Consider the following 25,513-nt stretch of genomic DNA (forward strand, 5'->3'; position numbering starts at 1 on the left):
TCCCCACCCCGTAAGGATCTAGGTGGCCCTGTTTACTGATAATCGACCCGAACCGACATCACGTCGCGCCCGAAGCGGGTGGCTGGGATGGCTGATTCTGAGCGTCGCACTCGTTGGAACGTTACTGGCGACTCTGGTTCCTTCGCCCTACATCATCGAGCAGCCGGGCCCGGTCTACGACACCTTGGGTGACGTTGAGATCGAGGGTGCCCTCGTGCCGCTCATCCAGATTCCGGTCGAAACGACGTATCCCACTGAGGGCGCGCTCGATATGTTGACCGTCAATGTGCGCGGTAACCCCGATTCTCCCTTGAGCTGGTTCGAGATCGGCGCTGCCTACTTCGACCGCAGCCGCGCCATCGTGCCGGTTGAAGCCGTATACCCCGTGGGCGTCACGGTCGAAGAATCGACCGAGGCCGGTCAAGTTCAGATGGAGACGTCGCAGCAAGAAGCGATCGCGGCCGCTCTCGCCAATCTGGACTACGAGTTTGATGCCACCCTCACCGTCGCCGAGACCTCCGATGGTGGTCCTTCGGATGGCGTGCTGCAGGCGGGCGACATCATCCGCACCGTCAACGGCGAGTCCTTCGCTGACGTTGCGGGCTTGCGCGACACCATCGCCGCCAACGGCACGAGCACTCCCGCCGACGTCGTCTTCGAACGCGAGGGCGAAGAACTCACGGTAGAGATCACCCCCGAATTGAGCGAGGGCGAAGATCCCATCGCCATCATCGGGGTGATCGTCGGTAGCGAATACAACTTCCCGGTCGACGTGAAAATTCAGCTCGAAAACGTGGGCGGCCCCAGCGCCGGCATGATGTTCGCGCTTGGAATCATCGACAAGCTCACTCCCGGCGCCATCAACGGTGGCCACGAAGTTGCGGGCACCGGAACGATCACCGCAACGGGCGATGTCGGCCCGATCGGTGGCATCCAACAAAAAATGTACGGAGCAAGTGCGGCCGGAGCCGACTTCTTCTTTGCACCGGTTGAGAACTGCGACGAAGTCGTAGGAAACACCCCTAAGGGGCTCACGGTGTACGCAATTGACGACCTCAACGACGCATTGGTTGCGCTCGCGAGCATCCGCGGTGGCCTCGGTGGCGCCGGGCTGCCGTCGTGCAGCGACCAGTAACCGCTCGCTGAGGTAGTCACGCTGAGAGCGATCATCAGCCCTACGCCCATGAAAGACCTTTAAGATACCGCTAGGCCCCCAATTTCAGGAGCGAAGTACTGTGTCGAGCCAAACCCAACAAGCCCCGACGAGCAAGACGAGGTCTGCATTTACGATTACGGCGATAATTCTCGCCGTTATCGTGATCGCCTTCTTCATGTTCTCGAGCCTCTACGCCGATGTTCTCTGGTTTAGCCAGACCGGCTATCTGGAGGTTCTCACCACTCAGTGGATTGCAACCGCCGTAATGTTCGCCATCGGCTTTGTCGCCATGGCGGTTCCCGTAGGCGTCAGCCTGCTGGTCGCATTCCGCGCCCGCCCCATCTACGCGAAACTCAATGCGCAATTGGAGGGCTACCAGCAGGTCGTTGAACCGCTGCGCAAGCTCGCTATGGTTGGCATCCCGGTTCTGCTCGGCGTGTTCGGCGGTGTTTCGTCGGCAAGCGCCTGGCCCGTTGCGCTGCAGTGGTTGAACCGCAGCTCGTTCGGCACGACCGACCCGCAGTTCGGCTTGGACATCTCGTTCTACTTCTATGAGCTGCCGATGTACCACGCTGTTGTCGGCTTTGCTTCGGCAGTGCTGATCATCTCGTTCCTCGGCGCGCTCGCCACGAGCTACCTCTACGGCGCTCTGAGCGTCCACGGCCGCGAAGTTCGTATTTCGCGCTCCGCACGTATTCAACTCGCGATCACTGCGGGGCTCTTCTTCGCACTGCAGGCTCTGAGCATCTGGCTCGACCAGTACACGACGCTGTACTCCACCAGCCAGGGCTTCCTGCAGACCGGTGCGAGCTACACCGAAGCCAACGCAACGATTCCTGGCCGAGCGATCCTCGCCGGCATTGCGGCCATCGTTGCCATCCTCTTCATCGTCACGGCCATCATCGGCCGCTGGCGTTTGCCGATGATCGGTACGGCACTGCTCCTCATCAGCGGTCTCGTCGTCGGAAACCTCTACCCGTGGATCGTTCAGCGCTTCCAGGTAGACCCCAACGCGCGTACCTACGAGTCTGAATATATTGATCGAAGTATTGAAGCGACGCGCGATGCCTATGGCGTCGCGGATGTCGCAGAAATTCCCTATAGCGCCACGACCGACGCTGAGTCGGGTGCGCTCCGCGAAGACGCCACGACCACGGCGAACATTCGTATTCTCGACCCTGCCATTGCGCCTCAGGCCTTTGCGCAGCTCGAGCAGTTCAAGCAGTACTACCAGTTCGGTAGCCACTTGGACGTTGACCGCTACGAGATCGATGGCGAAACTCAAGACACGGTGATTGCCGTTCGTGAACTCAACCAGTCCGGTCTTGGTGAGTCGCAGTCCTGGTACAACAACGCTGTCGTCTACACCCACGGGTATGGCGTGGTTGCAGCATTCGGTAACCAGCGTGCTGCTGATGGTCAGCCGGTCTTCTTGCAGTCGGGCATCCCGAGCACCGGAGAGCTTGGCGAATTCGAGCCTCGCGTGTACTTCGGCGAGAATTCACCTGACTACTCGATCGTGGGCGCCCCAGAGGGTGCGGAAGACATCGAGCTCGACTTCCCCTCGGGTGGAGAAGACAGCAACCAGAACGCCACCACCACCTTCAGCGGTGACGGTGGACCGTTGCTCGACAACATCTTCAAAAAGCTCGTTTACGCCGTGAAGTTCCAGTCGGAGCAGATATTCTTGTCGTCTGACGTGACGAGCGAGTCGCAGATTCTGTACGACCGTGAACCCAGCGAGCGTGTGCAGAAGGTGGCGCCGTACCTCACGATCGACAGCGACGTGTACCCGGCCATCGTGGATGGTCGTATCGTCTGGATCGTCGACGGCTACACCACGGGCGCTAACTACCCGTACTCGCAGGTTGAGCAGCTCTCCAGCGCGATTGCTGACACCTACACGCCGGCGCCGCAGTTTGCGCTCGACGACATCAACTACATCCGCAACTCGGTCAAGGCGACCGTTGATGCCTATGACGGTTCGGTGAAGCTGTATGCGTGGGATGACGAAGATCCTGTTCTGCAGACCTGGAACAAGATCTTCCCGAACACGCTTCTTGCGCAAGACGAGATGAGCGTCGAGCTTCTGGATCACGTTCGCTACCCCGCTGACCTGTTCAAGGTTCAGCGCGAGATTCTTGGTTCGTACCACGTCACGGATGCTGGCTCGTTCTACTCGAGCGACGACCAGTGGGTAAGCCCAGAAGACCCGGTATCGACTACGGGTTCGACCCAGCCGCCGTACTACCTGACGATGCAGGTTCCGGGAACGGATGACCCCGCGTTCACGCTGTATTCCACCTTCATCCCGAAGGGAACGGCTGACGCGAGTCGAAGCGTTCTTACCGGCTATCTGTCGGCCAACTCAGACGCGGGACCTGACTACGGCAAGCTCACGCTGTTGAATCTGCCGAAGCAAGACACGGTTCCCGGCCCCGGCCAGGTGCAGAACAGCTTCAACACCGACACGATCGTGGCCAACCAGCTTGCTCTCTTGCAGCGTGGTGACACCGAGGTCAGACTCGGTAACCTGCTGACGCTGCCCGTTGGTGGAGGACTGCTCTACGTGCAGCCCGTCTACGTTCAGTCGACCAGCGGAACTCAGTACCCGCTGCTGCGCAAGGTGCTCGTATCGTTCGGTGACGAAATCGCTTTCGAAGACACTCTCGATGAGGCGCTGGATTCCCTCTTCGGCGGTGACTCGGGGGCTGAGGCAGGCGACGGTGACGTAGAAGTCGACCCTGACGCTCCTGTCGTGGACCCCGACGAGCCCGTCGACCCAGACGCTCCGGTCGACCCCGGAACGCCTAGCGACAACGCTGCGCTCGACAGCGCCCTTGCTGACTACAAGGCAGCGCTCGCTGATCGTAACGCCGCGTATGCAGCGAACGATCTCGTTGCTGCAGCCGAGGCTGACCAGGCAATGGTCGACGCCATCGAGCGGGCAATCGCCGCAACCGAATAGCAAATTCTGACTCAGCGGGCCGCAGCCGACTGTGAGCCCGCTGAGTTCGGTTTTTGAGCCGTTCACCCTGTGTTAGTCTTTAAGCACGCCGCGGGGTGGAGCAGTTCGGTAGCTCGCTGGGCTCATAACCCAGAGGTCGCAGGTTCAAATCCTGTCCCCGCAACGAAAAGATGTTTCTAACATCACCACGAAAATCCCTCTCCTTCGCAGGAGGGGGATTTTCGTGGTTAACGGCCGCTTCGCGGCGGCTGAGTGGGCAACGGACTGGTACCGGTTTTGAGGTCTGGGTCGGGAACCGGGTCAAGGAATGTGAAGAGACTGGGTAGGCGCCGGTCGCGCAGTGAGCTCGAAGCGGCGAGGCCGATCAAGACTCCGAGCGCGATGGCGACCATGGTGCCGACCGTGGTCACTAGAGTGCCGCTCGCGTCGCCTCCTCCCAGGGCTTCGGTGACTCCTATGAGGCCAAGGCCGCCAGGAACCAACAGCCAGAACGCGGGCAGGAAGCTGACGATGGCGGGCGGCCCCGTGCGATGGCGCGCGACTAATACGGCGACCGGTGTCATGGCTATGGCGCCGATAAGCGCAGAGAGCACCCCACCGAAGAGCACGTCGCCGATCACTTGGGCGCCATAGGCGACGTACAGAACCAGAAGAATCCAGGGGATGGACGCGGGGCGAGCGCACTGGTAAATGCTTATTCCGAAGCCGAACACCGCGATTGCTACCCACGGGGCAATCGGGCCTAACACCTCCCCGGAGACGTCGAGGTCGATCCGCGGCACACCGATGAGTGCACCGGCGGAGATGATGCCCACGGCGAGAAGCAGCAGCCGCATTGCCCCAGCGGCAGCCCGTGCCGACCCCGACATGATGTGCCCGGTTGCCAGCTCGATGACGGCAGTGGTGAGCAGCCCTCCCGGGAGCAGGATCACGAGCGGTGCAATCAGCGAGGGGAGTATCCCCGAATCGTCGGTGACCCGCGCCGCGAGCAGGATAATGAGCGACGACCCTAGAGCGGCGCCCACGATCAGAAGAGCGCTATAGCTGGAGGGAAGTCGTTCACCCAAGAGCAGCAGAGTGCCGACACCGATGCCCAGAATGGCGGCGACAAGAACGCCCAGCCACGAGGAACCCAGAAGAACTGCAATTGCGCCGGTGGTGAGAGCGTAGGCGGCCACACGCTGAAAAGCGGAAAAAGGTGGTGCGAGCTCCTTGACCTTGGCGACTTGGCGGCTGACCCACTCGGCGGACCCTGACCGGGCGCGCCCCACCTTCATGACTCGGTCGATAACGTCGATCTGATGCAAGAGGTAAGAGTGTCCGCCTGCCGAAACGGCGCGCGTGAGCGTGGAACCGTTGTCATCGAGCGACACGAAGAGCGCGGTGGGGAAGACCACGACGGCGGCGGAACTGAAACCATTGGCGGTAGCGACATCCTGCACGGCGGTTCGGACCATGCTGACCGGATAGCCGCTATCGATCATGGAGCTGCCGAGCTCGGCTAGCGCATCCAGAGCGGCCGCCGCCGACTTGCCGCGGGCGGGCGCTGCCGTGCTCGGGGACGAGGCGGCGGCAGAGGCCAGCGTGGGGCGTCGGCGAAGGATAAACCAGAGCACGAAAATGCTCGCCGCGAGTACCGCCACCGCGATGAGCAGTGTGGTGAGGGAGACGGTGGATGTCGTGACGCTCGGCGGGATTGCCGGCAGCGGTGTGACGACGGCGGGGGGCTGCTCTGTGGGCGTTGGTGTTGGGGTCGGGGTTGCTGTTGGAGTGACAGTCGCAGTCGGGGTCGGAGTTGACGATGGTGTGGGGGAGAGCGAGGGGTCGGTGGCAGGCGATGGGCTTGCGGGGGTCGTCGGCGTGGGCGTCGCCGTCGGCGTGGGCGCAGCTCCGGGGTCGCCGGGCTCGTCAATTGCCGTGACGGAGGCAACGGCGGGCGAGCTGTTGCTGCTAGAGAGCGAAGTGGGCAGGATGACGGCGCCAGCAATGGCGAGGACGGTGAGCATGCGGATAAGCGGTGTGCATGCTCTCGTCTCCAGCATCCTGTGCCCTTCTCCCGTAGTCGTGCTACTAAAGAAACGTACGGGGTATCGGCTGCGACGGCGAGTTTTCTCATACCGAAAACGTCTCGGGCGGTGCTACCGCCAGGTGTCGACGAGAGCGTGGATCGCCGCGAACGTTGAGCGCAGTTGCGCAGCGTCGGCTTGGGCGCGGATCGTAACTTGAAGTCCGATGATGAGCGTCGAGAGTAGCTCGGCGCGCTGACTAGTGAGCGCAGCATCCGGGGCATCGTCTGGCAGGGCAAGCGCGGCAAGAGCAGTCATTTGCCGAGTCATAAGCTGGCGGTACTCGAGCGAAAACTCTTCGAAACCGGGGGCTGTTCCTTGGAGTTCGTTACTGGCGCTGACCGCGAGACAGCCACGACTACCAGCCTCGGTGTGGGCGAACTTTTCAAAGAGGTCGAAGAACGCGTGGATTCCATTGATGCCGGGGCCAGCCGTGGCCCGCATGGTGGATAGGTGCTGCTCGCGATCAGCTAAGTACCGCCGCAACACGGTAGCGAAGAGCTGTTCTTTGTCGCCGAAAGTGCGATACAGGCTCGGTTTGTGCACACCGCTGGCCTCGACGATGTCGCTGAGGGAGGTGTGCCGATAGCCCTGTTGCCAGAACAAGTCGGTCAGCTGGGAGAGCACAGCTTCGGCATCGAAGGCGCGAGGGCGCCCTGCGGTGGTTCCAGCGGGGGTGCTCATGCCTTCACTATACGCGCGCGCCCACGCCTTTGAAACCTACTGGTACTAAATTGAGTGCCGGGGAGCGCACGCTGAGAAAACCACCCGCCGCGCTTGCTCGAGTCGTGACTCAGAGTAAGAATGAGCCCTAGCGAGACATCCTCCTCCCGCGCGTCGGGTATCAGGAAAGTAGCACTGCAATGGAAACCAAGCTCAATAACGTAGAAGCAATCACGGTGTTCGTGGACGATGTTGCGAGAGCTCGCGAGCTCTACACCACAGTGTTCTCTGTCACTGTCATTTTCGAAGACGAAATGTCGTGCATGTTCCAGATCGGCGGGCTCGTTGTGAACTTGCTCGCGCGGAGCGAAGCTGACGGAGTAATCGGACCCGCCGCTGTCGCGCAACCGGGGGCTGCAGCATCCGTCATGCTCACCGTCAATGTGCCCGATGCGGATGCCGCGTGTGCCGCGGTGCGCGAGCGTGGCATCGAGCTCATCAACGGCCCCATCGACCAGCCATGGGGGCGTCGAACTGCCGTGTTTCTCGATCCGTCGGGGCTGCCGTGGGAGATCGCGCAGGAGCTGGGCTAGTTCTGGCCCCTGCGTGAGGCGCCTGAGATCCCAGAGGTGCGCTCGATCTTGAGCATCACCAGAGCGCCGACGATAAGCACGGGGCCCACTCGATAGGCCACCGTCGTGAGAAATTCGAATCCACCGGCCAGTCCGCCAGCGAATTGGGAAGCGAGAGGGAACCCGATGGATTGCGCGGCCCAATACAAGCTGGAGGTTATGTAATTGCCAAGAATCCAGCCCACCACCATAAGCCCGAGTCCCACCCAGAAAGCGACCTTGGGGCGAAGTAGCTGATCGATCATAAGGAGCTCCAGTGTTTCGTGGGCGTAACAGTTTCAGACTAACCCGCCGAGAGTATGCGGGGCCGGAGAAGTGAACAATCCTAATGACGGCGCGCAGGGTTAGGTTTAATGCATGACTCCCTTGCAGGCGCGCATAATCTACGACTTGAACACCCAGCCCACGATCGACCCCGCTGGCCAGATTCGCCGGCGCATCGAGTTCCTCAAGGAATACCTTGCGGTTTCGCGTGCGAAGGGACTCGTTCTGGGTATCAGCGGCGGTCAAGATTCGTCGCTGGCGGGGCGGCTTTGCCAATTGGCCGTCACTGAGTTGCGCGCAGAAGGGGTCGAGGCTCAGTTTGTGGCCGTCCGGCTGCCGCACGGCGTGCAGCATGACGAAGACGATGCGCAATTGGCGCTCGACTTCATCCAGGCTGACCGCGAAGTCACGTTCAACATCCAGAGCGCCGTGGATGGCATTTCTGCAGAGTTCGCGGATGCCATGGGCGAGCCGATCACGGATTTCAACAAGGGCAACGTGAAGGCTCGCGAGCGCATGGTGGCGCAGTACGCGATCGCCGGCCAGCTTGGCTACCTCGTGGTCGGTACCGACCATGCCGCCGAAGCAGTCACGGGTTTCTTTACCAAGTTTGGTGATGGAGGTGCAGACGTGTTGCCGCTCACCGCACTCACGAAGCGTCAGGGCAAGCAGCTCCTCGTCGAGCTCGGCGCGCCAGAGCGACTCTACGAAAAGGTCCCGACAGCGGACCTTCTCGATCACACTCCTGGGCAGGCTGACGAGGCGAACCTCGGCGTCACATACGAGCACATCGACGACTACCTTGAAGGCCGAGACGTGCCCGAAGCGGTTGCTGTCGAAATCGAAACGAAGTACATCAACACTCGTCACAAGCGCGCCGTGCCCGTGTCGATGTACGACGAGTGGTGGACTGCCTAGCCCGTGCACAATGGGCTAGACCGCTCGATCAGTGCGCTGACGGCCGCGTCACATCCACCATCCAGGCGTAGTTGAAGGCACGCTCGCGCCACGCGTCATAGCGGCCCGAGACGCCGCCGTGGCCCGCCGCCATCTCGGTCTTGAGTAGAGCATCCGTCCCCACCTCACGCAGTCGAGCAACCCATTTGGCGGGCTCGACGTAGAGCACGCGAGTGTCATTGAGTGAGGTCACCGCGAGGATGCGGGGGTAGTGCGTGTCGTGCACGTTTTCGATGGGGGAGTACGACTTCATATAGTGGTAGACCTCCTCGTTGTGGAGGGGGTCGCCCCACTCATCCCACTCGATAACTGTCAGCGGCAGTGAGGGGTCGAGAATCGACGTGAGCGGGTCAACGAAGGGAACGACCGCGAGGATGCCCGAGAACAGTTGAGGGGCCAGGTTTGCGACGGCACCCATGAGGAGGCCGCCAGCGCTTCCGCCCTCAGCAACGAGTCGATCGCTCGACGTGACATCGATGTCGATGAGGTGACGCGCGCACGCGACAAAGTCGGTGAAGGTATTGCGCTTATGGAGTTTCTTGCCGCCCTCGTACCAGTTGCGACCGAGCTCCCCACCGCCGCGCACGTGCGCGACCGCGAACACCATGCCGCGGTCGAGCAGGCTCAGGCGGCCAACGGTAAAGCCCGGGTCGATGCTGATTTCGTACGAACCATAGCCGTAGAGCACGGTCGGCGCCGGGGTTCCAGGCACCACGAGATCGTTGCGGTAGACGAGCGAGATCGGCACCCGAGTGCCGTCGGACGCGGTGGCCCACTCCCGACGCTGCGTGTACAGCGCGGGTTCGAAGTGACCAAGCACCGGCTGCTGTTTACGAACGACCAGTTCGTTGTCATCCACGAGGTAGTCGTACACGATCGTCGGGGTCACGAAACTGCCATAGCTGAGACGGATGCTCGGCTGATTCCATTCGGGGTTGGAACTGAGACCCACGGTGAAGAGTTCGTCGTCGAACTTCAGCTCGTGGGGAATGTCTTCGTAGCGCCCACCATGCTTCGGAACGATCGCAACTGCCACTCGCGTGAGGCCCTCGCGGCGGTACTCGATCGCCACGAAATCCTTGAAGGCATCGACGCCCTCGAGGCGCACGGCCTCGTTGTGGGGGAGGATCACGCGGCGCTCGCCGAGGGGATCGGCGGCGGCAACGCTCACGAGCTCGAAGTTGATCGCATCCTTGTTGTGCACAATCAGCAGACGATCTTGCGTGCCCACCACCACATGCTCAACGTCGTACTCGACGCCGACTTCGCGCGGCCAGACAACCTCGAACTCACCGGTCGGATCGCTCGTGTCGAGCAGTCGCGTCTCACTCGTCAGGCGCGAACCCACTTCGATTGCTAAATACTTGCCACTGCGCGAGCGACCTACGCCCACCCAGAAACTCTCGTCGGGCTCATGAAAGACCTGAACCGCGGATGCCGCAGCCGCGCCCAGTTCGTAGCGCCAGACCATATCGGGGCGCCACGCATCATCCACCGTTGTATAGAAGACGTACTTGCCTGTGGCATCCAAGAGCGCGCCGCCCGCGGTGCCCGGAATCTCGTCCGGAAGGTCATCGGCGGAGCTGAAGCGGATGACAGCATCAGCGTCGGAAGCATCAGCCGAACCAGCGCTCGCCACGGGCGCATCACCGAGCTGGCGCACGCGCAACGTGTAACGTTCATCGCCCTCGATGTCGACACCATAGAGCAGCAGCGTTCCGTCGTCGCTCAGCGAGAACGAGCCCAGGCTGAAGAAGTCGTGACCCTCGGCTTCAACGTTGTCGTCGAGAAGGATCTGCTCGCCGGGGAGAGTCGTGGGAACCGCGGCAGCATCCGCACCAGTGTCACCGGCAACAGGCTCGGCAATCGTCGGGGGAGTCCAGTCATCGTCGCCCGCAATCGGCGCGCGGCAATGGATCGGGTATTGCTTGCCCTCTTCGGTGCGGCTGAAGTACCACCACTGGCCACGACGAACCGGAACGCTCAGGTCGGTCTCCTGCGTGCGGCCCTTGATCTCTTCGAAGATCTGCTCTTGCAGCACGCTGAGGTGACTCGTGCGCGCAGCGGTGAAGGCATTCTCGGCATGGAGATGCGCGAGGGTCTCGGGGCTCTCTTTGTCGCGCATCCACTCGTAATTGTCGACGTAGTGGTCGCCATGCTGGAGACGTTCTGTGGGAATCTTCGCGGCTTCAGGTGGGGTGAGCATGCCTTCAGCGTATGCCCGATTTCTGCAGAGCAGGAGGGAAAACGAGAAGGAGCGGGAGCGGCGCGCGCGATTACGCGACTGAGTGGTGACGCGCCTGCGGAGGGGAATCGTCTTCGCTGGCTTGCCGCGTGCCCCAGGAGGTGGCGCAGTGCGCGCAGCGGAACCAGTTGTTGCCCAAGCGCACGTGGGCACCATAGATCGTGCACAGCGGGCACTCGTCCGTAGTGCTCATCATGGTTGGGCCTCGATCCCCGGTCGTGGAGTCGCTCAGCGGCGACGGTGTTCTTACATTATTGAGCATATTTCGAAATTAAGCATCCCCTTGTTGTGGGCGGGTACCGGTCGAGACTGCTCCCGCGTGTGCGGCTGCGAATGTCATCATGGAAGTTCCCCACGATCGGAGCCTCGGATGCCTCACCCTCTCGTCACCGCGAACGAACTAGACGCACTGCTCGCCGCCGCCGAGTCGGGCGGAACCCCCGTGCGCGTTCTCGACGTGCGCTGGAGCCTTGGCGGGCCCGCCGGCCAGCCGCTCTACGAAGCCGGACACATCCGCGGCGCTGTCTACGTTGACCTCGATACCGAGCTTGCGCGTCACGGTGAACCGCACGAGGGGCGTCATCCACTGCCCGCGGTCGAGGAGTTTCAGGCCGCCGTGCGCCGCTGGGGAATCAACGACGGTGACGCTGTCGTCGTCTATGACGACTGGAACAGCCTCGCCGCCTGCCGCGCCTGGTGGCTGCTGCGCTACATGGGTATTGAGAGCGTTCAGGTGCTCGATGGCGCGCTCTCCGCGTGGACGGCGGCCGGGCATCCGCTCGCCACCGGCACCGACGACTTGGCCGCAGTTGTTCCCGGCACCGCGACCCTCAGCGCGGGCAACGAGCCCGTCTTGAATGCGGATGACGCTGCTGCTCTGGCCGAGACCGGTGTGCTGCTGGATGCGCGGGCAGGCGAACGCTACCGCGGCGAGGTTGAACCGATCGATCCGCGAGCCGGTCACATTCCCGGGGCAATTAGCGCACCGACCTCGGGCAACCTCACCGACGATGGCCAGTTCTTGGACGCCGAGACGCTGCGCGAGCGCTACGAAGCGCTCGGGGTGAGCGTCGATCGTGCCGTCGGCGTCTACTGCGGTTCCGGCGTGACCGCTGCGCACGATGCGCTTGCACTCACCGTCGCCGGTTTCCGTCCGGCACTCTACCCCGGCTCGTGGTCGGCCTGGTCGAACCAGCCGGAGCGCCCTGTTGCTACCGGCGCAACTCCGTAGCCGCGGCATCCACTCGAAGCACCCGCTTTACGCCTCTTAACCACGAAGGGCCCCAACACCATCACAGTGTTGGGGCCCTTCGCTTGGTTATTTAGGAGATGACGTCTTGCAGCAGTTCTTCGTTGAGGTTCTTGCGAACGAGCGAGACGACGTAGCCGATCACGAAAGCGATGAACGGCGACAGTACGAGGAACCAGCCGAAGGCGTTGAGGCCGAAGGCGGTCACCGTGGGGTCGACTCCAGCAGCGAGCGTGAGGTCACCGGCGAGCAGGCCGAAGCGCGACATCAGCAGGTACTCGGCGAGCACGAGACCAATGAAGGCCAGCACTGGTGCAATCATGGTGACAAAGATGTTCTCGGTTCCCTTGTTCTGAAGGAAGAAGCGGATGATCGCCACGCAGACGAGCGCTTCGATCAGCACGATTGCCACCACGGCGAGGCCACTGAACCAGAAGAACATGTTGCCGATGGGGTCGAGCTGGAATGCGGCGAACAGCACAATCACAACACCGCTAATGATCGACACGATGATGGATGCACGACCGGGGGCTCCGCGACCGTTCACGGTTCCCACCGAGCTTGCCAGCACGCCACCGCGGCCGAGGGCGAAGAGGTAGCGGCTTGCGGCGTTCTGGAACGCGAGCAGTCCGGCGAACAGGCTCGAGAGCACGAGGATGCTCATGAGCGTGGCGAGCCACGGTCCGACGTATTCGCTGGCGAGAGTAAAGAGCACAGCGGCCGGGTCTTCGAGACCGGCTGAGCGTTCGAGCGTCTGGTCGATCACGTTCGAGGCGCCCATACCGGTGACAAGGGCGAAAGCGGTGAAGGCAAACAGCACGGTGATGAGGCCAACAGCAAGGTAGGTAGCGCGCGGTACGGCACGCTTCGGGTTGACACTCTCTTCGCCGTAGATGGCGGTTGCTTCGAAGCCGATGAAGGAGGCGAAGGCGAACGCGAAGGCGATACCGGCGGAGCCTGCGAGGCCACCCGCAAGGATCAGGTCAGGGGAGAAGGAGGCACCCCAGTTGAGGCCCTCGGGGCCACCATCGGCGAGGATAGCGACGGCTGCGACGACAAGCACGGTAACTTCGGCGAGCATGAGTACACCGAGCAGCTTGGCGCCGACGTCGACGCGAGCAAGCGAGAGGCCGGTGACGACGAGCCACGCGAGAAGCGTCCAAGCCCACCAAGGGAGAAGCCCGACCTGGCCGGCCATGACGCCACCGAAGAAGCCATAGATGGCGAGCTGGATGGTGAGGTAAGCGAGGATCGACACGAACGACGAGGCGATTCCGGCGTTGCGCCCGAGCCCGCGGCCGACGTAGGCGAAGAAGGCGCCGGTATTGGTGACGCGTTGGCTCATCGCGGCGTAGCCGACGCTGAACAGGAGAAGCACGATGCCGGCGAACAAGTACGCGCCGGGGGCTGCTGCACCGTTACCGAGAACGATGGCCACGGGCACCGCGCCAGTCATTCCGACCAGCGGTGCGGCGGCAGCCACAACAAAGAAGACGATTCCGATTACGCCGAGTCGCCCTTTGCGCAGGGTCCGATCGGGGCTTTCCTGGGATTTTTGGTCAAGCGCCATAGTGAAACTCCTCGTTGAGTTCTTAATCAATTCGTCCGTATCCGAACGAGTTGCGTTCAACAATGGCGAAGACAGGGTGTCTTAGTCAAGCGTTTTGAGAAATTCATTCGGATACGAACCGTTTTGGGCTACACTCTGGCGCATGACCGAACTCAATGGATTCCTTCCTCCACTCACTCCGCAAGGATCAAGTTCGCTCGTGCCGAAGATGCCCTGGTACTACTCGGGAACGCTACTCACTGTCGAGTACTTGACCGATCCAGCCAACGTACGTGCGATCCTTCCTGACGATATTGACCTCGCTCCCGAACAACCTGGCGCCGTTGCCATTGTCTGGGCCGACTGGCAGTCCTGCAGCACGGGCGGCCTCGAACTGCTCGACCCCGTGCGCGCCCAGTACCTCGAAGCGTTCATGGTCGTGCGCTGCTCTCACAAGGGCATCGTCTACAGCCGCTGCGTGGCCATCTGGGTCAACAAAGACTTCGCCATCGGCCGCGGCTGGTTCCAGGGCTACCCCAAGAAGCTCGGCAACATCGCCGTTACGCGAGTCTTCAACAAGGGCAAAGCAACCCCCAAGCTCGAGAACGGCGGCCAGTTCGGCGCCTCCATCGCGGCCTACGACCACCGCCTCGCTTCGGCCGTCGTGACGTTGCGGGAGCCCGCCGAGAGCAACGGCTTCGTCAACGGTCACAAGATGCTGCACAGCCGCTTCATGCCCTCCATCAGCAAGGATGCCGGCATGTCACTCGACCAGCTCATCACCATGGGCGGCACCGACGTCGAGATTGGTGAGACCTGGAAGGGCGATGCTGAGCTTCACCTCGGTGACTCGCAGTGGGATGAGTTGCACTCGATCCTGCCCGTGCAAGAGATTCTCGGCGGCTACTACCGCGAGATCGGAGTCACGTTCAACGGTGGCGAGCTCGTAGAAGACCGCTCACAGGCGATCTAAGCGCCCGGCTGCGGCAGCGGCATCCGCTCGCTGCTGCAGTCGACACTGCCACTCATAGCGGCACACAGAAAAGCCCCGCCGATTTGCTCGGCGGGGCTTTTCTGTGTCGTCGACCGTTACCGGCTTAGTAGTCGGCGAAGTACTCGTCGATTTCCCACTGGCTTACGTCGCGGGTGGTCTTGTCGGCGACGGCGTCTTCGTAGCGCATCACTTCATCACGCTTCAGCACGCTGAAAACGTCGATGACGGTGCTGCCCATGGTCTCGCGCATCACGGTGTCGGCGTCGAGAGCGTCGAGGGCGGCGTTGAGGGTCATCGGCAAGATCGGTGCCGACTCGTCTTCGTAGGCCCAGCCTTCGACCGCTGCGGGGGCCGTGAGCTTGCGCTTGATGCCATCGAGGCCGGCAGCCAGAGTGGATGCGATGAGCAGGTACGGGTTCGCCGCCGGGTCGCCGAGGCGAACTTCCAGTCGCGTGCCCGCGCCGCGCTCAGGCGGTACCCGCAGCATCGCGCTGCGGTTGTCGTGGCCCCAGTTGGCGCGGTACGGAGCCAGGGTGTCGGGGCCGAGGCGCTTGTAGGCGTTGACGGTGGGGTTCGAGAGCGCTGCGAGGGAGCCAGCGTGTTCGAGGATGCCGCCGATCATGTGGTTGGCCATCTCTGAGAGCCCAGAGCCGCCATCCGACATGATGTTGTTGCCGTCTTTGTCGACGACCGAGAAGTGCAGGTGGAATCCGCTGCCACCCTCGTCGTCCCAGGGCTTGCCCACGAAGAGGGCGTGCTTGCCGGTGCGAGCGACGATGTCGCGCACTGCGGTCTTGAAGAGGAAGGTGCGGTCAGCGGCATCCAGTGCCTCGCTGTGCCAGAGGTTGATCTCGTACTGCGCGGGGCTGAATTCGTGGTTGCCGGCGAAGACGCCGATGTCCATGCCGTCGAGCATGCGCATGAGGTTCAAGAATTCTCCGCCGGGGTCGACGTGTTCACCCGTGGTGTAAACGCGACCGGTGCGGCTGAGGCTGCGGCTCCAGCCGTTCGCTTCGTCGTAGTTGGCGATGTAGAACTCAAGTTCGGGGCCCACGGTGGGGGTGAGGCCGAGGGCGGCGTATTCGGCGATGACCTTCTGCAATACCGAGCGGGGTGCGATCTGGCTGACGCTGTGGTCGGGGTTGAAGGCGTCGCCGATGACGAGGGCAACTCCGGGCTCCCACGGCATCATCGTGAGGGTGTTCGGGTCGATCTGAGTGAGAAGGTCGGGCAGTCCAGACGACATGATGTCGTTACCGTCGAGCACGCCGCCGCCGGTGGTGGTTACCCAGACGCCCTGGCAGAACAGGGGAGACTTCGCGCGGTGCAATTGGCTGACGAGGAGATCTTTGGAGCGGGTAATGCCCAGCACATCCGGAAAGATCAGGCGCAGAACATCAATCCCTTTGGCCTGCAGGTCTGTCTGGAGTGCTGCTATGTCGAGAGTCATTCTTCCTCCGAAAAATAAATCGTTCGGCACTGAACGATTAGTGAGATACTAAGCCACATAGCGGTGTGGCTGTCCACTCATCGCGAGAAATTTACCTGAAAGGTACACAGATGAGAGCCCTCTTGGTGCAACACGATCACGTCACCGCCAGCGGCCCGGTGGGCGATCGCCTGCGGGAACGCGGCTTCGAAATCGACGAGATTATGGTTGTCACCGAAGAGAATTTCGAGAACCCGAACGTTGACTTTCAATTCCCGGATGTCTCGGGCTACGACCTCGTCATTCCGATGGGAGCCCCGTGGGGCGCCTGGGATGACGGCTGCATTGGCAACTGGTTGACTCCAGAACTGGAGTGGGTGCGCTCCACCATCGAGGCGGACATCCCGGTGTTGGGCATCTGTTTTGGCGGCCAGCTCATCGCACGAGCGCTCGGCGGCACGGTTGCCCGCGGTGCGAAGTCGGAGATCGGTTGGACCGCCATTCATAGCGATGACACCTCGCTGGTCTCCAACGGTCCGTGGTTCCAGTTTCACTACGACCAGTGGACGATGCCCGAAGGCGCCGTCGAGATCGCCCGCAACCCGGTGGCACCGCAAGCCTTCACGTATGGCCGCAGTCTCGCCGTGCAATTTCATCCTGAGCTCAACACCGCGATTCTCGAGGGCTGGCTCGATCAGGGTGGCATCAACGAAGTGATCGAGAGCGGTCAAGACCCAGAAATCATGCTCGCGCAGACCCGGGCAGAAGAGGGCGTGGCCGGAGAACGCACGGCGGCTCTCGTGGATGCCTTCCTCGACCGCGTAGCCAAGCTCGGCTAGCAAGCTACGCGCCGGCGTGCAGGCGTGCAGCCTACTGAGCTTTCACCACCGTCAGCAGAAATGCGCAGTCTTCGAGCGCATCCACTGCATGAACTTCAGCGGGAATCGGCATGAGGTCGCCGACTTTTCCGTGCCACGACTGATCGCTGGTGCGCAGGGTGATGCTGCCCGTAAGAACCTGAAGGGTAGCTTCGCCGGGGCTTGAGTGCTCCGAGAGGCCTTCACCGGCCCGCAAAGCCATCACTGTCTGTCTGAGCTGGGCATCGCGCCCACCACATACCGTCACGGCGCTGCGGCCGTTGTTTGAAGCGAGAGCGCTCGCCAGTTCCATTGCGGCAAGCTCGGTCAAAGAAACAGTGGTGTTCATCTCGTCACGCCCTTCGTGCACGGTCGGCGTCATCGCCGTGCAGCAAAGCTACCGCAGCGTACCCTAGCGCAGGGTCTCTAACGCCGCCATCACTTTGGATGCCTCGGTGTCAGGGTTCACGAATGCTAGCCGCAGCACAGTTTGGCCGCGCCATTTCGTCGGCACGCAGAGAATAACGCCGTCGTGCGCGACTTGCTTCGACCAGGCGGAATACTGTTCTGCCGTCCACCCGGTGCGCACAAACAGCAGTACTGAGAGCTCGGGCTCGCGCACGAGTTCGAGGTAGTCGCTCTCGTCCATCGCCTGGGCGACAGCGCGCGCGGTTGTTACCGAGGCTTCGATCGCGTCCCGATACTTGTCGGTACCGTGCGTAGCGAGACTGAACCACAGGGGGAGTCCGCGCACGCGCCGCGAGAGGTGCAGGGCGAGCTCGCTGGGGTTCCACTCGTTGCGGTCGATGGCATCCAAATAGCTGGCGTGCTGAGAGTGCACGGCCCGAGCAAGCTCGGGTTCGCGATAAATCAGCGCACAGCAGTCGTAGGGCGCAAAGAGCCACTTGTGCGGGTCGACGATAAAGCTGTCGGCCCGTTCAATGCCGTCGAAGATGGGGCGGATGCTCGGGGCGGCGAGCCCCGCACCGCCATAGGCGCCATCGACGTGCATCCAAACACCGAACTCTTCGCAGACGTCGGCAATGTCGGCAAGGTCGTCAACGAGGCCTTCATTAGTCGTTCCGGCGGATGCCACCACGGCAAACACGTTCGGTGACTGTTCGAGAACGGCCCGCAGGGCTGCCCCGGTCATGTGTCCGCGGTCGTCGATGGGCACATCGACCCGATCAACGTCGAGCGCTTTCGCGGCCGAGTTGATCGAGGAGTGAGCGTTGGACGTATAAGCGAGTTGCCAGCCGCCGGCGGGGCGACCGCCGCGCCGCGTCTTGGCGGTTTCGCGGGCTGTCATGAGCGCCGAGAGGTTGCCCGAGGTTCCACCGGAGACGAATGTGCCGCCCGCTGTCTCGGGCCAATCGAGCAGGCCAATGATCCACCGCAGTGCTTGGTTTTCGGCAAAGATGGCGCCAGCACCGGACTCCCAGAGCCCACCAAAAATGTTGGCAGAACTGGTGACGAGGTCGAAGGCAACTGCCGCTCGTGTGGGCGCGGCGGCGATATAAGCGAGGTTCAGCGGGTCATCTTGAGCCCGCGTTGCCGGCTCCAGAATCTCGTCAAAGATGCGGAGCGCTTCTGCGCCACCAATGCCCTCCGGGCGGATCGCGTGACCAACCGCTGCCGCCAGATCGGCCGCAGGCCGTGCTGTCGAGAACGGATCGGTTTCGCGGACCATTCTTTTGGAGGTCCAGTCGAGGGCGAGCTGCACTACTTCAGTCTCGTCGCCCCAGACTGCGTGGGGTCTGCCTTGTGGCCGCACTTCGCTCATGCAACTACCTCGCTCATGTGCCTACTTTGCTAATTCGACGCGTACCGGGAGTCGTTTGATTCCGTTGACGAAATTGCTGCGCAGACGGTCAGGTTCACTGAGCTTCGTCATTCCCGAGATTCGGGGCAACAGGTTCTCGAACATGATACGGATTTCGAGACGGGCCAGTGAGTTTCCAAGACACATGTGCGGGCCACCGCGACCGAACGCCATGTGCTCGTTCGGGTTGCGGGTGACATCCATCTGGTAGGGGTTCTCGAAGATCTCGGGGTCACGGTTTCCGGCGGCGAACCACGTGACAACCTTCTGACCTTCCTTGATGGCCTGACCATTGATTTCGGTGTCCTTCGTCGCGGTGCGACGGAAGTGGTAAACCGGGCTGGCCATGCGCAGGAACTCCTCGACAGCCCACGGGATGAGCTCGGGCTTCTCTTGCAGGAGCGCCATCTGATCGGGGTTGTCCATGAGGTAGTTCATGGAGTGCGTAATGGTATGGCGTGTGGTTTCGTTGCCGGCAACGACGAGCAACAGGAAGTAGCTGTTGAAGTCGCGCTCGCTGAGCTCTTGGCCGTCCATCGGCGTCTGGTTGACGAGGCGAGACACGAGGTCGTTGCCGTCCTTGCCGCGACGCTGGTTGGCGAGGTCGTTGCCGTACTCGAAGACCTCCCGCGCAGCAGGCGAGCGGAAGGGCAGAAGGCGAAACTCTTCACTCTCGGCGGAGCTTGCGAGTACGTCAGCGTGTTCCGGATCGTCGTTTCCGATCATCCGGTTGCCCCAGTCGATCAGTTTGTAAATGTCGGTGTCAGGCACGTCGAGCATTTTGGCGAGAACACGGATTGGGAAGTCGGCAGCCACTTGGTCGACGAACTCGAACTCAGGGTTCGCAAAGGCGGCATCGAGTGTGCTGGCGGTGAGGCCGCGGAGGAAGGTTTCGTAACCGGCGACTGCGCGGGGAGTGAACTCGCCCTGCATGAGGCGGCGAAGCGCGCGGTGACGAACACCGTCGGTCTCGAGCATCGACTTGCGGGCTTCGATTTGCTCGTCATCGAGCTCTTCGAGGTTGACTGTACCGCGCTCGCTGGAGAAGGTTTCGGTGTCCCGGAGCACGGACACGATGTCGTGGTAGCGAGTGAGCGACCAGAAGCCGTGGTTGGGTGACGGCTCTTCTGACCAGTGCACCGGAGCCTCTGCCCGAAGCTTGTCGAACACGTTCCAGGGTGTGCCATTTTCGAACAGATCTAGGTCTGCCAGGGTGACGTTCGCCATTGAAGTCAACTCAATCCTCCGTGGGTTGTTTGGATACAAACAATACGGTACCCGATCAACTTTCCGCGAGTATTCGCGTCAAATCTTTCTGGGCGGCAGGGGTTAGATAGAGTAACCGCAGCTAAATGCGAGCGAGGGGACCCTCCGTGGCCGGACCACACACACTGACTGAAACCGAACGCCAAGTGCAGGCGAGAGTCGGCGGCCTGCCGCTCGACTACTCCGCGATGGCTGTTGCGTCGAACCTGTTTCGTGCCGCTAACGCCGTGCGTAACCATTTTGAGCGCACCGTGCTTTCAGGGCACAACCTGTCGTGGACGGCATTCGTGGTGTTGTGGGTTACGTGGATCTGGGAGCCCATCGAAACTCGTCAAATTGCACTCGAGGGTGGATTCTCTAAAGCCACTCTCACGGGAGTGCTCACGACGCTCGAACGCCGCGGTTGGTTGACGCGCGAGCGCAGCGATACTGATGGTCGTCTTGTTGTTGTGAAGCTCACCGACCGTGGTCGCGAACTCATGACCGAGTTGTTCCCGGCCTTCAATCTGCAAGAGCAGGCAGTAACGGGCCCGGTTGATCCCGAACGCCGCGAGGAGCTGGCTGAGATGCTGCGCCTCATCACGGCCGGTGTTGAGCCCAAGCCCTAGGTAATTCACATTTTTTAGTGGTCTGTTGTCCTCAATGCTTGTTTGGGGTCTAATCACTCGCTAAGCTAAGTCATTAGCATCCGAATGACTTAACGGCGAGCGATTCGAGACGGGACAACTATGACCAACGTTCAAGTAGCCGGAGTGACCGTCGATACGCGGCACTTCATCAATGGAGAACGCGTCGCCTCAGACGAGACGTTCACCAACACGTCACCGATCGACGCCAGCCCCCTCGGAGAAATCTCCCGCGGCGGTCAGCGCGAAGTCGACATGGCTGTCGCTGCCGCTCGTGCAGCATTCCCCGGATGGGCTGCCACGAGCCCGAAAGATCGTGCAGCCATCATGCACAAGATCGCCGACCTCGTTGAAGAGCGCGTCTCCGAGCTCGCCAACGTTGAGACGATGGACAACGGCGCGCTCCTCCGCAGCCACCTGCGCGGTGTGATGCCGCGAGTGGCCCACAACTTCCGGTTCTTCGCTGACTACCTCGTGAACGACCTCGGGCATCCGGACTTCGAAACTCGCGGCCACAACAACCACGTCTCGTGGGACCCTTCGGGAGTTGCCGCGCTCATCACGCCGTGGAACGCGCCGCTCATGCTCGCGACGTGGAAGATCGCTCCGGCGCTCGCCGCGGGAGACACGGTTGTGCTCAAGCCGGCCGAATGGACGCCGCTCACGGCATCCCTCTTCGCCGACATCACCGCTGAAGCAGGCTTGCCTGCCGGTGTCTTCAACGTTGTTCAGGGTTACGGCAAAGAAGCGGGCGCTTCGCTCGTTGCTCACCCCGACCTCAGCCGCATCTCGTTCACCGGTTCGGTGCCGACGGCCAAGTCGATCGCTCGTGCTGCCGCCGACAACCTCACCCCCTGCAGTTTCGAACTCGGGGGCAAGAGCCCCTGCATCGTCATGGAAGACGCCGACCTCGAGCTCGCCGCAACTCTCGCGGTCGAGCAGTACGACAACGCTGGCCAGGTCTGCCTCTCCGGTACCCGCATCCTCGTTCACGAGAATATTGCGGATGCCTTTGCCGAAGCTTTCAAGGCCAAGGTCGCGACCCTGCGTCAGGGTGACCCTCGCGACATCGAGACCGACATCGGGCCGCAAGTTCACCGTGTGCACTTCGAACGCATCAAGGGGTTCGTTGACCGCGCGAAGGACGGCGGAGCCAACATCGTCTTCGGCGGTGAGCCCAACGCAGAGCTTGGCGGGCTCTACTTCTCGCCGACTCTCGTCAAGAACCCCGAGGTCGACAGCGAAATCGTCACGCAGGAGGTTTTCGGCCCGGTGTTGACGATGCAGACCTTCACGACGGATGACGAGCTCGTCGCCATGGCGAACGGCACCGAGTTTGGCCTCGCCGCCATTCTCGTCTCGGGCAACCGCGAGCACGCCGACGTTATCGCCAAGCAGCTCGTCGCCGGCACGATCTGGGTCAACTGCTTCTTCGTGCGTGACTTGCGGGCACCTTTCGGCGGTTCCAAGAAGTCGGGTGTTGGTCGCGAGGGTGGCACGTGGTCGTTTGATTTCTACGCAGATGTAAAGAACACGGTGGTTTCACCGAACGGATGGAAGGAATAGTCATGGGAGAAGTAGTTGGCGCTGGGCTGATCGCCCACGTACCTACAATCATGTTGCCCAAAGAGATCCGTATGGAACTCAATGAGGGCAAGGACTCAACGCTCGTTGAAGGCCTCGAACGACTCCGCAAGGACTACTTCGAGAATGACGACTACGACACTGTTGTCGTGCTCGACAGCCACTGGGCGACCACGGTTGAATTCGTCGTTACTGCGCACGAGCGTCGCCACGGCAAGTTCACTTCAGAAGAACTGCCCCGCGGAATGAGCGGGGTGCCGTACGACTTCATCGGCGACCCCGAGCTCGCGAAGCTCATGGGGGAGCAGGCCGAAAAGAATGGCACCTGGATCACCCCGATCGACGACGAGTACCTGCCGATCATGTACGCCACGATCAACCTGTGGGAGTACCTCGGCAAGGGTCTTCCTGACAAGAAGTGGGTCAGCGTTTCCATCTGCCAGACCGCGACCGATGAGGACTTCCTTCGGGCGGGGCGCGCGATTGGCGAAGCGATTGCCAAGAGTGATCGCCGCGTCATCCTCCTCGCTTCTGGTGCGCTCTCGCACACGTTCTACAAGCTGCGCGATCTGCGCAAGCACGAAATGGCCGATCCGGCCCACATTTTCTCGGATGCTGCCCGCGAGGCAGACTACGAACGTCTCGACTGGTTCAAGGCCGGCGACCACGCTCAGGTGCTGGAGACCATGCCCGCATTCCAGAAGGTGCGCCCCGAGGCCATGTTTGGCCACTGGCTCATGACCGTGGGTGCGATCGGCGAAGAAGCCTGCACCGCCCCCGGCGTGATGTACAGCGAGTACGAAAATTCGATCGGCACCGGTCAGGTGCACGTATGGTTCCCGAAGCCCGAAGGTGGCTTCCCGGCAGCAAAGGATGTGGTCCTTTCTCGTGACTGAGTTCCGCAGAGTACTTCTTGATGGATACCCGACGCAGGTAACGCGTCACGGTGACGTTCTCGTCGCCGGTGATGGCCGCGAGGTGGGAGTCGACGAGGCAATTCACCTGCCGCCGACCGAGCCGAGCAAGATCATCGCCGTGCACTTGAACTACGCCAGCCGCACCGAAGAGTTCATGACAAAGCTGCCCGCTGCGCCGACTTACTTTCAGAAGCCGGTCACCGCGCTCAACACTCACAAGGGTGATGTTGTGCGGCCCGAGGGCTGCAAGTGGTTGAACTTCGAGGGTGAGATCGTCATCGTGATCGGCCGCACGTGCCGCAATGTTTCGCCCGACCAGGCCAGCGACTACATCGCCGGCTACTCGATCGGTAACGACTACGGTCTGCACGATTTCCGCGACACGGATGCCGGTTCCATGCTTCGCGTCAAGGGCAGCGACACGCTCGCTCCTGTTGGCCCCGGCCTCGTGACGGATTGGGATTTCCGCGGCAAGCAGTTGCGCACCATCGTGAACGGTGAGGTCAAGCAAGACGACAACACCGACAACATGGAGTGGGACATGAACTACCTCGTGGCCGATATTGCTCGCACGATCACGTTGAGCCCCGGCGACATGCTGTTCTCGGGAACGCCCGCGTTCTCGCGTCCGGTTCAGCCTGGCGACGTTGTTGAGGTCGAAGTCGAAGGTCTGGGCAAGCTGACGAACCGTATCGTTACGGGTCCGACTGCGATCCGCACCGACGTGGGGGCACAGCCCACAGAGTCTGAAGAGGTAATGTCGACGGCAATGGGTGGCGACTGGGAGTTCCGAGGAATTCGGACCCCGTCGAAGGATCTCTACCCATCGAAGATTGAGGAAAAGCGATGATCAAAATCGAAGTCGACATGAACCAGTGCCAGCACTATGGCCAGTGTGTGTTTGAGGCACCCGACAACTTCAAGCTCAACGATGACGACAAGCTCGAGTACGTGGCCGAAGCGCCCGACTCGGAGCGCGACAACATCGAAGCCGCTGTTGATGTATGCCCGATGCAGGCCATCCGAATCGTCGAATAGTGTCTGAGGCTAACCCCGCCGCACCGGTCGTTGTTGTCGGTGCGGCGATGGGTGGGCTGCGCGCGGCGGAGTCTCTTCGCCGTTCGGGCTACACCGGCGCTATCCGCGTGGTTGGTGAAGAACTTCACGCGCCTTATAACCGTCCACCCCTCTCTAAAGAGGTGTTGGCCAGCGATGTAATCCACGAGGCTGTGGCGTTCCCGTCGCGTGCCGAAATGGGCGACGTCGAATGGATGCTCGGGGTGCGGGCAACTGCGGTCGATCTCGATGCGCACACTCTCACCACCGACGATGGGTCTGTGCAGGAGTGGCGTGCCCTAGTTATCGCGACGGGCCTGCGCGCTCGCCGCTTGGATTTTGCCCCGATCGCTGGGCGTCACGTTGTCCGTTCGCTGGATGACGCGATGGCTCTGCGCGCCGAACTCACCGAGGGCGCTCGCGTTGTTGTCGTCGGCTCGGGCTTCTTGGGTTGCGAACTGAGCGCCACCGCTCGCAAGCTCGGCTGCGAAGTCACTATTGTGACGCCGAGTGCCGAGCCCATGATGCGTCCGCTGGGCGACCTTGTCGCGAAGGAAATGCGCCGTCGTCTCACCGACGAGGGCGTCGAGATTTTCTCCGGCGTGAACGTTGCTGCTATCCACGGCGAGACTGCAGTTGAGTCTGTTGAGCTGAGCGATGGCCGCGTTATCGAGGCCGATGTCGTGATCGAGGCGGTTGGCTCGCACTGCAACATCGAGTGGCTCGAAGGAACGAACCTCGACGTCTCGGACGGAGTGCTCGCTGACAACGCAATGCGCGCAGTCACGACCAACGGTCGTGCTCTCGATGACGTCTACGTTGTGGGCGATATCGCTCGCTTCCCGAACCCCATGTTCGATGACGTTGCTCGTCGAATCGAGCACTGGAACATCCCGACCGACACTGGCAAACGTGCGGGCGCTGTGCTCGCGGCGCACCTCGCCGACGATGGATCCTTCGCCGATGTGGTGGCGAAGCCTTTCGCTCCGATGCCGTCGTTCTGGTCGAACCAGTTCGAGATCAAACTACAGGCCTACGGTCTGTTGGGCTTGGTGTCGGATGACGACATCCGCGTGCTTGAGGGAGACCTCACCGACCAGGCTGCCGTTGGTTACTATCGCGACGGCCGTCTCGTAGGCGTACTCGGAATTGGCATGAAGGCCGCGCTGCTGCCGTATCGCAAGCAGATTGCGGAGGGCGGCGCGTAGCCGTA

At 61.8% G+C, this 25,513-nt stretch carries 22 protein-coding genes and 1 tRNA gene; 14 read left to right on the forward strand and 9 right to left on the reverse strand.

The window, feature by feature from the left end; translation table 11 throughout:
• Window positions 1-22: 22 nt before the first annotated feature.
• The 3 genes from ACWTV1_RS10310 to ACWTV1_RS10320 all read left to right on the forward strand — a co-directional run bounded on the left by ACWTV1_RS10310 (window position 23) and on the right by ACWTV1_RS10320 (window position 4,287).
• Window positions 23-1,135 (forward strand): YlbL family protein, encoded by a 1,113-nt coding sequence (locus ACWTV1_RS10310; protein WP_498505246.1) that lies wholly within the window; start codon window positions 23-25, stop codon window positions 1,133-1,135.
• Window positions 1,136-1,235: 100 nt separating this feature from the next.
• Window positions 1,236-4,124, forward strand: coding sequence for a UPF0182 family membrane protein (locus ACWTV1_RS10315; RefSeq protein ID WP_498505247.1), 2,889 nt, complete (start codon window positions 1,236-1,238; stop codon window positions 4,122-4,124).
• An 89-nt stretch (window positions 4,125-4,213) separates the two neighbouring features.
• Window positions 4,214-4,287: transfer RNA gene (locus ACWTV1_RS10320), tRNA-Met, on the forward strand.
• Window positions 4,288-4,351: 64 nt separating this feature from the next.
• Here ACWTV1_RS10320 and ACWTV1_RS10325 read toward each other — a convergent pair.
• Together ACWTV1_RS10325 and ACWTV1_RS10330 are read right to left on the reverse strand one after the other, a co-directional pair.
• On the reverse strand, window positions 4,352-6,130 hold the full coding sequence (locus ACWTV1_RS10325) for a threonine/serine exporter family protein (protein ID WP_498505248.1): 1,779 nt from the start codon (window positions 6,128-6,130) through the stop codon (window positions 4,352-4,354).
• A 132-nt stretch (window positions 6,131-6,262) separates the two neighbouring features.
• Window positions 6,263-6,874, reverse strand: a complete 612-nt coding sequence (locus ACWTV1_RS10330) for a TetR/AcrR family transcriptional regulator (RefSeq protein ID WP_498505249.1) — start codon at window positions 6,872-6,874, stop codon at window positions 6,263-6,265.
• Window positions 6,875-7,053: 179 nt separating this feature from the next.
• Here ACWTV1_RS10330 and ACWTV1_RS10335 point away from each other — a divergent pair, with 179 nt between their 5' ends.
• A complete protein-coding gene (locus tag ACWTV1_RS10335; RefSeq protein ID WP_498505250.1) occupies window positions 7,054-7,446 on the forward strand; it encodes a VOC family protein in 393 nt (130 codons plus the stop codon).
• Here the strand turns inward: ACWTV1_RS10335 and ACWTV1_RS10340 are convergent.
• Window positions 7,443-7,730: a hypothetical protein gene (locus ACWTV1_RS10340; protein ID WP_498505251.1), complete on the reverse strand. Its 288-nt coding sequence runs from the start codon at window positions 7,728-7,730 to the stop codon at window positions 7,443-7,445. The genes ACWTV1_RS10335 and ACWTV1_RS10340 overlap by 4 nt on opposite strands.
• A 112-nt stretch (window positions 7,731-7,842) precedes the next feature.
• Here ACWTV1_RS10340 and nadE point away from each other — a divergent pair, with 112 nt between their 5' ends.
• The gene (gene nadE, locus ACWTV1_RS10345; protein WP_498505252.1) at window positions 7,843-8,667 is read left to right on the forward strand and encodes an NAD(+) synthase; all 825 of its coding nucleotides are present in this window, start codon (window positions 7,843-7,845) and stop codon (window positions 8,665-8,667) included.
• A gap of 28 nt (window positions 8,668-8,695) precedes the next feature.
• On the opposite strand, the gene ACWTV1_RS10350 is transcribed toward nadE, so the two are convergent.
• Window positions 8,696-10,912 carry a S9 family peptidase gene (locus tag ACWTV1_RS10350; protein WP_498505253.1) on the reverse strand — a complete coding sequence of 739 codons (2,217 nt, stop codon included), beginning with the start codon at window positions 10,910-10,912 and terminating at the stop codon, window positions 8,696-8,698.
• 409 nt (window positions 10,913-11,321) lie between these two features.
• On the opposite strand from ACWTV1_RS10350, the gene ACWTV1_RS10355 reads away from it, so the two are divergent.
• Window positions 11,322-12,182, forward strand: coding sequence for a sulfurtransferase (locus tag ACWTV1_RS10355; RefSeq protein WP_498505254.1), 861 nt, complete (start codon window positions 11,322-11,324; stop codon window positions 12,180-12,182).
• A gap of 91 nt (window positions 12,183-12,273) precedes the next feature.
• Here ACWTV1_RS10355 and ACWTV1_RS10360 read toward each other — a convergent pair whose 3' ends face one another.
• A complete protein-coding gene (locus tag ACWTV1_RS10360; RefSeq protein ID WP_498505255.1) occupies window positions 12,274-13,770 on the reverse strand; it encodes an APC family permease in 1,497 nt (498 codons plus the stop codon).
• 142 nt (window positions 13,771-13,912) lie between these two features.
• On the opposite strand from ACWTV1_RS10360, the gene ACWTV1_RS10365 reads away from it, so the two are divergent.
• Window positions 13,913-14,722 (forward strand): acetoacetate decarboxylase family protein, encoded by an 810-nt coding sequence (locus tag ACWTV1_RS10365; RefSeq protein ID WP_100389791.1) that lies wholly within the window; start codon window positions 13,913-13,915, stop codon window positions 14,720-14,722.
• A gap of 124 nt (window positions 14,723-14,846) precedes the next feature.
• On the opposite strand, the gene ACWTV1_RS10370 is transcribed toward ACWTV1_RS10365, so the two are convergent.
• Entirely contained in the window at window positions 14,847-16,193 is a 1,347-nt protein-coding gene (locus tag ACWTV1_RS10370) for a glutamine synthetase family protein (protein WP_498505256.1), read from the reverse strand.
• 110 nt (window positions 16,194-16,303) lie between these two features.
• Between ACWTV1_RS10370 and ACWTV1_RS10375 the strand changes: the two genes are divergently transcribed.
• Window positions 16,304-17,011 (forward strand): type 1 glutamine amidotransferase, encoded by a 708-nt coding sequence (locus ACWTV1_RS10375; RefSeq protein ID WP_498505257.1) that lies wholly within the window; start codon window positions 16,304-16,306, stop codon window positions 17,009-17,011.
• Between the two features lie 31 nt (window positions 17,012-17,042).
• Here the strand turns inward: ACWTV1_RS10375 and ACWTV1_RS10380 are convergent, their stop codons facing one another.
• From ACWTV1_RS10380 to ACWTV1_RS10390, 3 genes are all read right to left on the reverse strand, one after another.
• Entirely contained in the window at window positions 17,043-17,378 is a 336-nt protein-coding gene (locus tag ACWTV1_RS10380; RefSeq protein WP_100389898.1) for a cupin domain-containing protein, read from the reverse strand.
• Between the two features lie 63 nt (window positions 17,379-17,441).
• On the reverse strand, window positions 17,442-18,752 hold the full coding sequence (locus tag ACWTV1_RS10385; protein ID WP_498505258.1) for a pyridoxal phosphate-dependent decarboxylase family protein: 1,311 nt from the start codon (window positions 18,750-18,752) through the stop codon (window positions 17,442-17,444).
• Between the two features lie 81 nt (window positions 18,753-18,833).
• Entirely contained in the window at window positions 18,834-20,078 is a 1,245-nt protein-coding gene (locus ACWTV1_RS10390; protein WP_498505259.1) for a cytochrome P450, read from the reverse strand.
• A gap of 146 nt (window positions 20,079-20,224) precedes the next feature.
• On the opposite strand from ACWTV1_RS10390, the gene ACWTV1_RS10395 reads away from it, so the two are divergent.
• The 6 genes from ACWTV1_RS10395 (at window position 20,225) to ACWTV1_RS10420 (ending at window position 25,508) form a co-directional block, all read left to right on the forward strand.
• Complete coding sequence (locus tag ACWTV1_RS10395; RefSeq protein WP_498505260.1) at window positions 20,225-20,725, forward strand: MarR family winged helix-turn-helix transcriptional regulator; 501 nt, start codon at window positions 20,225-20,227, stop codon at window positions 20,723-20,725.
• A gap of 120 nt (window positions 20,726-20,845) precedes the next feature.
• Entirely contained in the window at window positions 20,846-22,309 is a 1,464-nt protein-coding gene (locus ACWTV1_RS10400; protein WP_498505261.1) for an aldehyde dehydrogenase, read from the forward strand.
• Window positions 22,310-22,311: 2 nt separating this feature from the next.
• The gene (locus tag ACWTV1_RS10405; RefSeq protein WP_498505262.1) at window positions 22,312-23,223 is read left to right on the forward strand and encodes a DODA-type extradiol aromatic ring-opening family dioxygenase; all 912 of its coding nucleotides are present in this window, start codon (window positions 22,312-22,314) and stop codon (window positions 23,221-23,223) included.
• A complete protein-coding gene (locus tag ACWTV1_RS10410) occupies window positions 23,216-24,094 on the forward strand; it encodes a fumarylacetoacetate hydrolase family protein (RefSeq protein ID WP_100389798.1) in 879 nt (292 codons plus the stop codon). The genes ACWTV1_RS10405 and ACWTV1_RS10410 overlap by 8 nt, the downstream gene beginning before the upstream one ends.
• Entirely contained in the window at window positions 24,091-24,282 is a 192-nt protein-coding gene (locus ACWTV1_RS10415) for a ferredoxin (RefSeq protein WP_009774276.1), read from the forward strand. The genes ACWTV1_RS10410 and ACWTV1_RS10415 overlap by 4 nt, the downstream gene beginning before the upstream one ends.
• Window positions 24,282-25,508, forward strand: a complete 1,227-nt coding sequence (locus ACWTV1_RS10420) for an NAD(P)/FAD-dependent oxidoreductase (protein ID WP_498505263.1) — start codon at window positions 24,282-24,284, stop codon at window positions 25,506-25,508. Before ACWTV1_RS10415 ends, ACWTV1_RS10420 begins: the two co-directional genes overlap by 1 nt.
• The last annotated feature ends 5 nt before the right edge of the window (window positions 25,509-25,513 follow it).

This window comes from Salinibacterium sp. VpJ6, assembly GCF_059767345.1.

What these genes read in the sequence shown, in the direction of transcription:
- ACWTV1_RS10325 (WP_498505248.1), bottom strand. Translation starts at nt 6,130, where the DNA reads ATGCTCACCGTCCTCGCCATTGCTGGCGCCGTCATCCTGCCCACTTCG.
- ACWTV1_RS10330 (WP_498505249.1), bottom strand. Translation starts at nt 6,874, where the DNA reads ATGAGCACCCCCGCTGGAACCACCGCAGGGCGCCCTCGCGCCTTCGAT.
- ACWTV1_RS10335 (WP_498505250.1), top strand. Translation starts at nt 7,054, where the DNA reads ATGGAAACCAAGCTCAATAACGTAGAAGCAATCACGGTGTTCGTGGAC.
- ACWTV1_RS10340 (WP_498505251.1), bottom strand. Translation starts at nt 7,730, where the DNA reads ATGATCGATCAGCTACTTCGCCCCAAGGTCGCTTTCTGGGTGGGACTC.
- nadE (WP_498505252.1), top strand. Translation starts at nt 7,843, where the DNA reads ATGACTCCCTTGCAGGCGCGCATAATCTACGACTTGAACACCCAGCCC.
- ACWTV1_RS10350 (WP_498505253.1), bottom strand. Translation starts at nt 10,912, where the DNA reads ATGCTCACCCCACCTGAAGCCGCGAAGATTCCCACAGAACGTCTCCAG.
- ACWTV1_RS10355 (WP_498505254.1), top strand. Translation starts at nt 11,322, where the DNA reads ATGCCTCACCCTCTCGTCACCGCGAACGAACTAGACGCACTGCTCGCC.
- ACWTV1_RS10360 (WP_498505255.1), bottom strand. Translation starts at nt 13,770, where the DNA reads ATGGCGCTTGACCAAAAATCCCAGGAAAGCCCCGATCGGACCCTGCGC.
- ACWTV1_RS10365 (WP_100389791.1), top strand. Translation starts at nt 13,913, where the DNA reads ATGACCGAACTCAATGGATTCCTTCCTCCACTCACTCCGCAAGGATCA.
- ACWTV1_RS10370 (WP_498505256.1), bottom strand. Translation starts at nt 16,193, where the DNA reads ATGACTCTCGACATAGCAGCACTCCAGACAGACCTGCAGGCCAAAGGG.
- ACWTV1_RS10375 (WP_498505257.1), top strand. Translation starts at nt 16,304, where the DNA reads ATGAGAGCCCTCTTGGTGCAACACGATCACGTCACCGCCAGCGGCCCG.
- ACWTV1_RS10380 (WP_100389898.1), bottom strand. Translation starts at nt 17,378, where the DNA reads ATGAACACCACTGTTTCTTTGACCGAGCTTGCCGCAATGGAACTGGCG.
- ACWTV1_RS10390 (WP_498505259.1), bottom strand. Translation starts at nt 20,078, where the DNA reads ATGGCGAACGTCACCCTGGCAGACCTAGATCTGTTCGAAAATGGCACA.
- ACWTV1_RS10400 (WP_498505261.1), top strand. Translation starts at nt 20,846, where the DNA reads ATGACCAACGTTCAAGTAGCCGGAGTGACCGTCGATACGCGGCACTTC.
- ACWTV1_RS10405 (WP_498505262.1), top strand. Translation starts at nt 22,312, where the DNA reads ATGGGAGAAGTAGTTGGCGCTGGGCTGATCGCCCACGTACCTACAATC.
- ACWTV1_RS10415 (WP_009774276.1), top strand. Translation starts at nt 24,091, where the DNA reads ATGATCAAAATCGAAGTCGACATGAACCAGTGCCAGCACTATGGCCAG.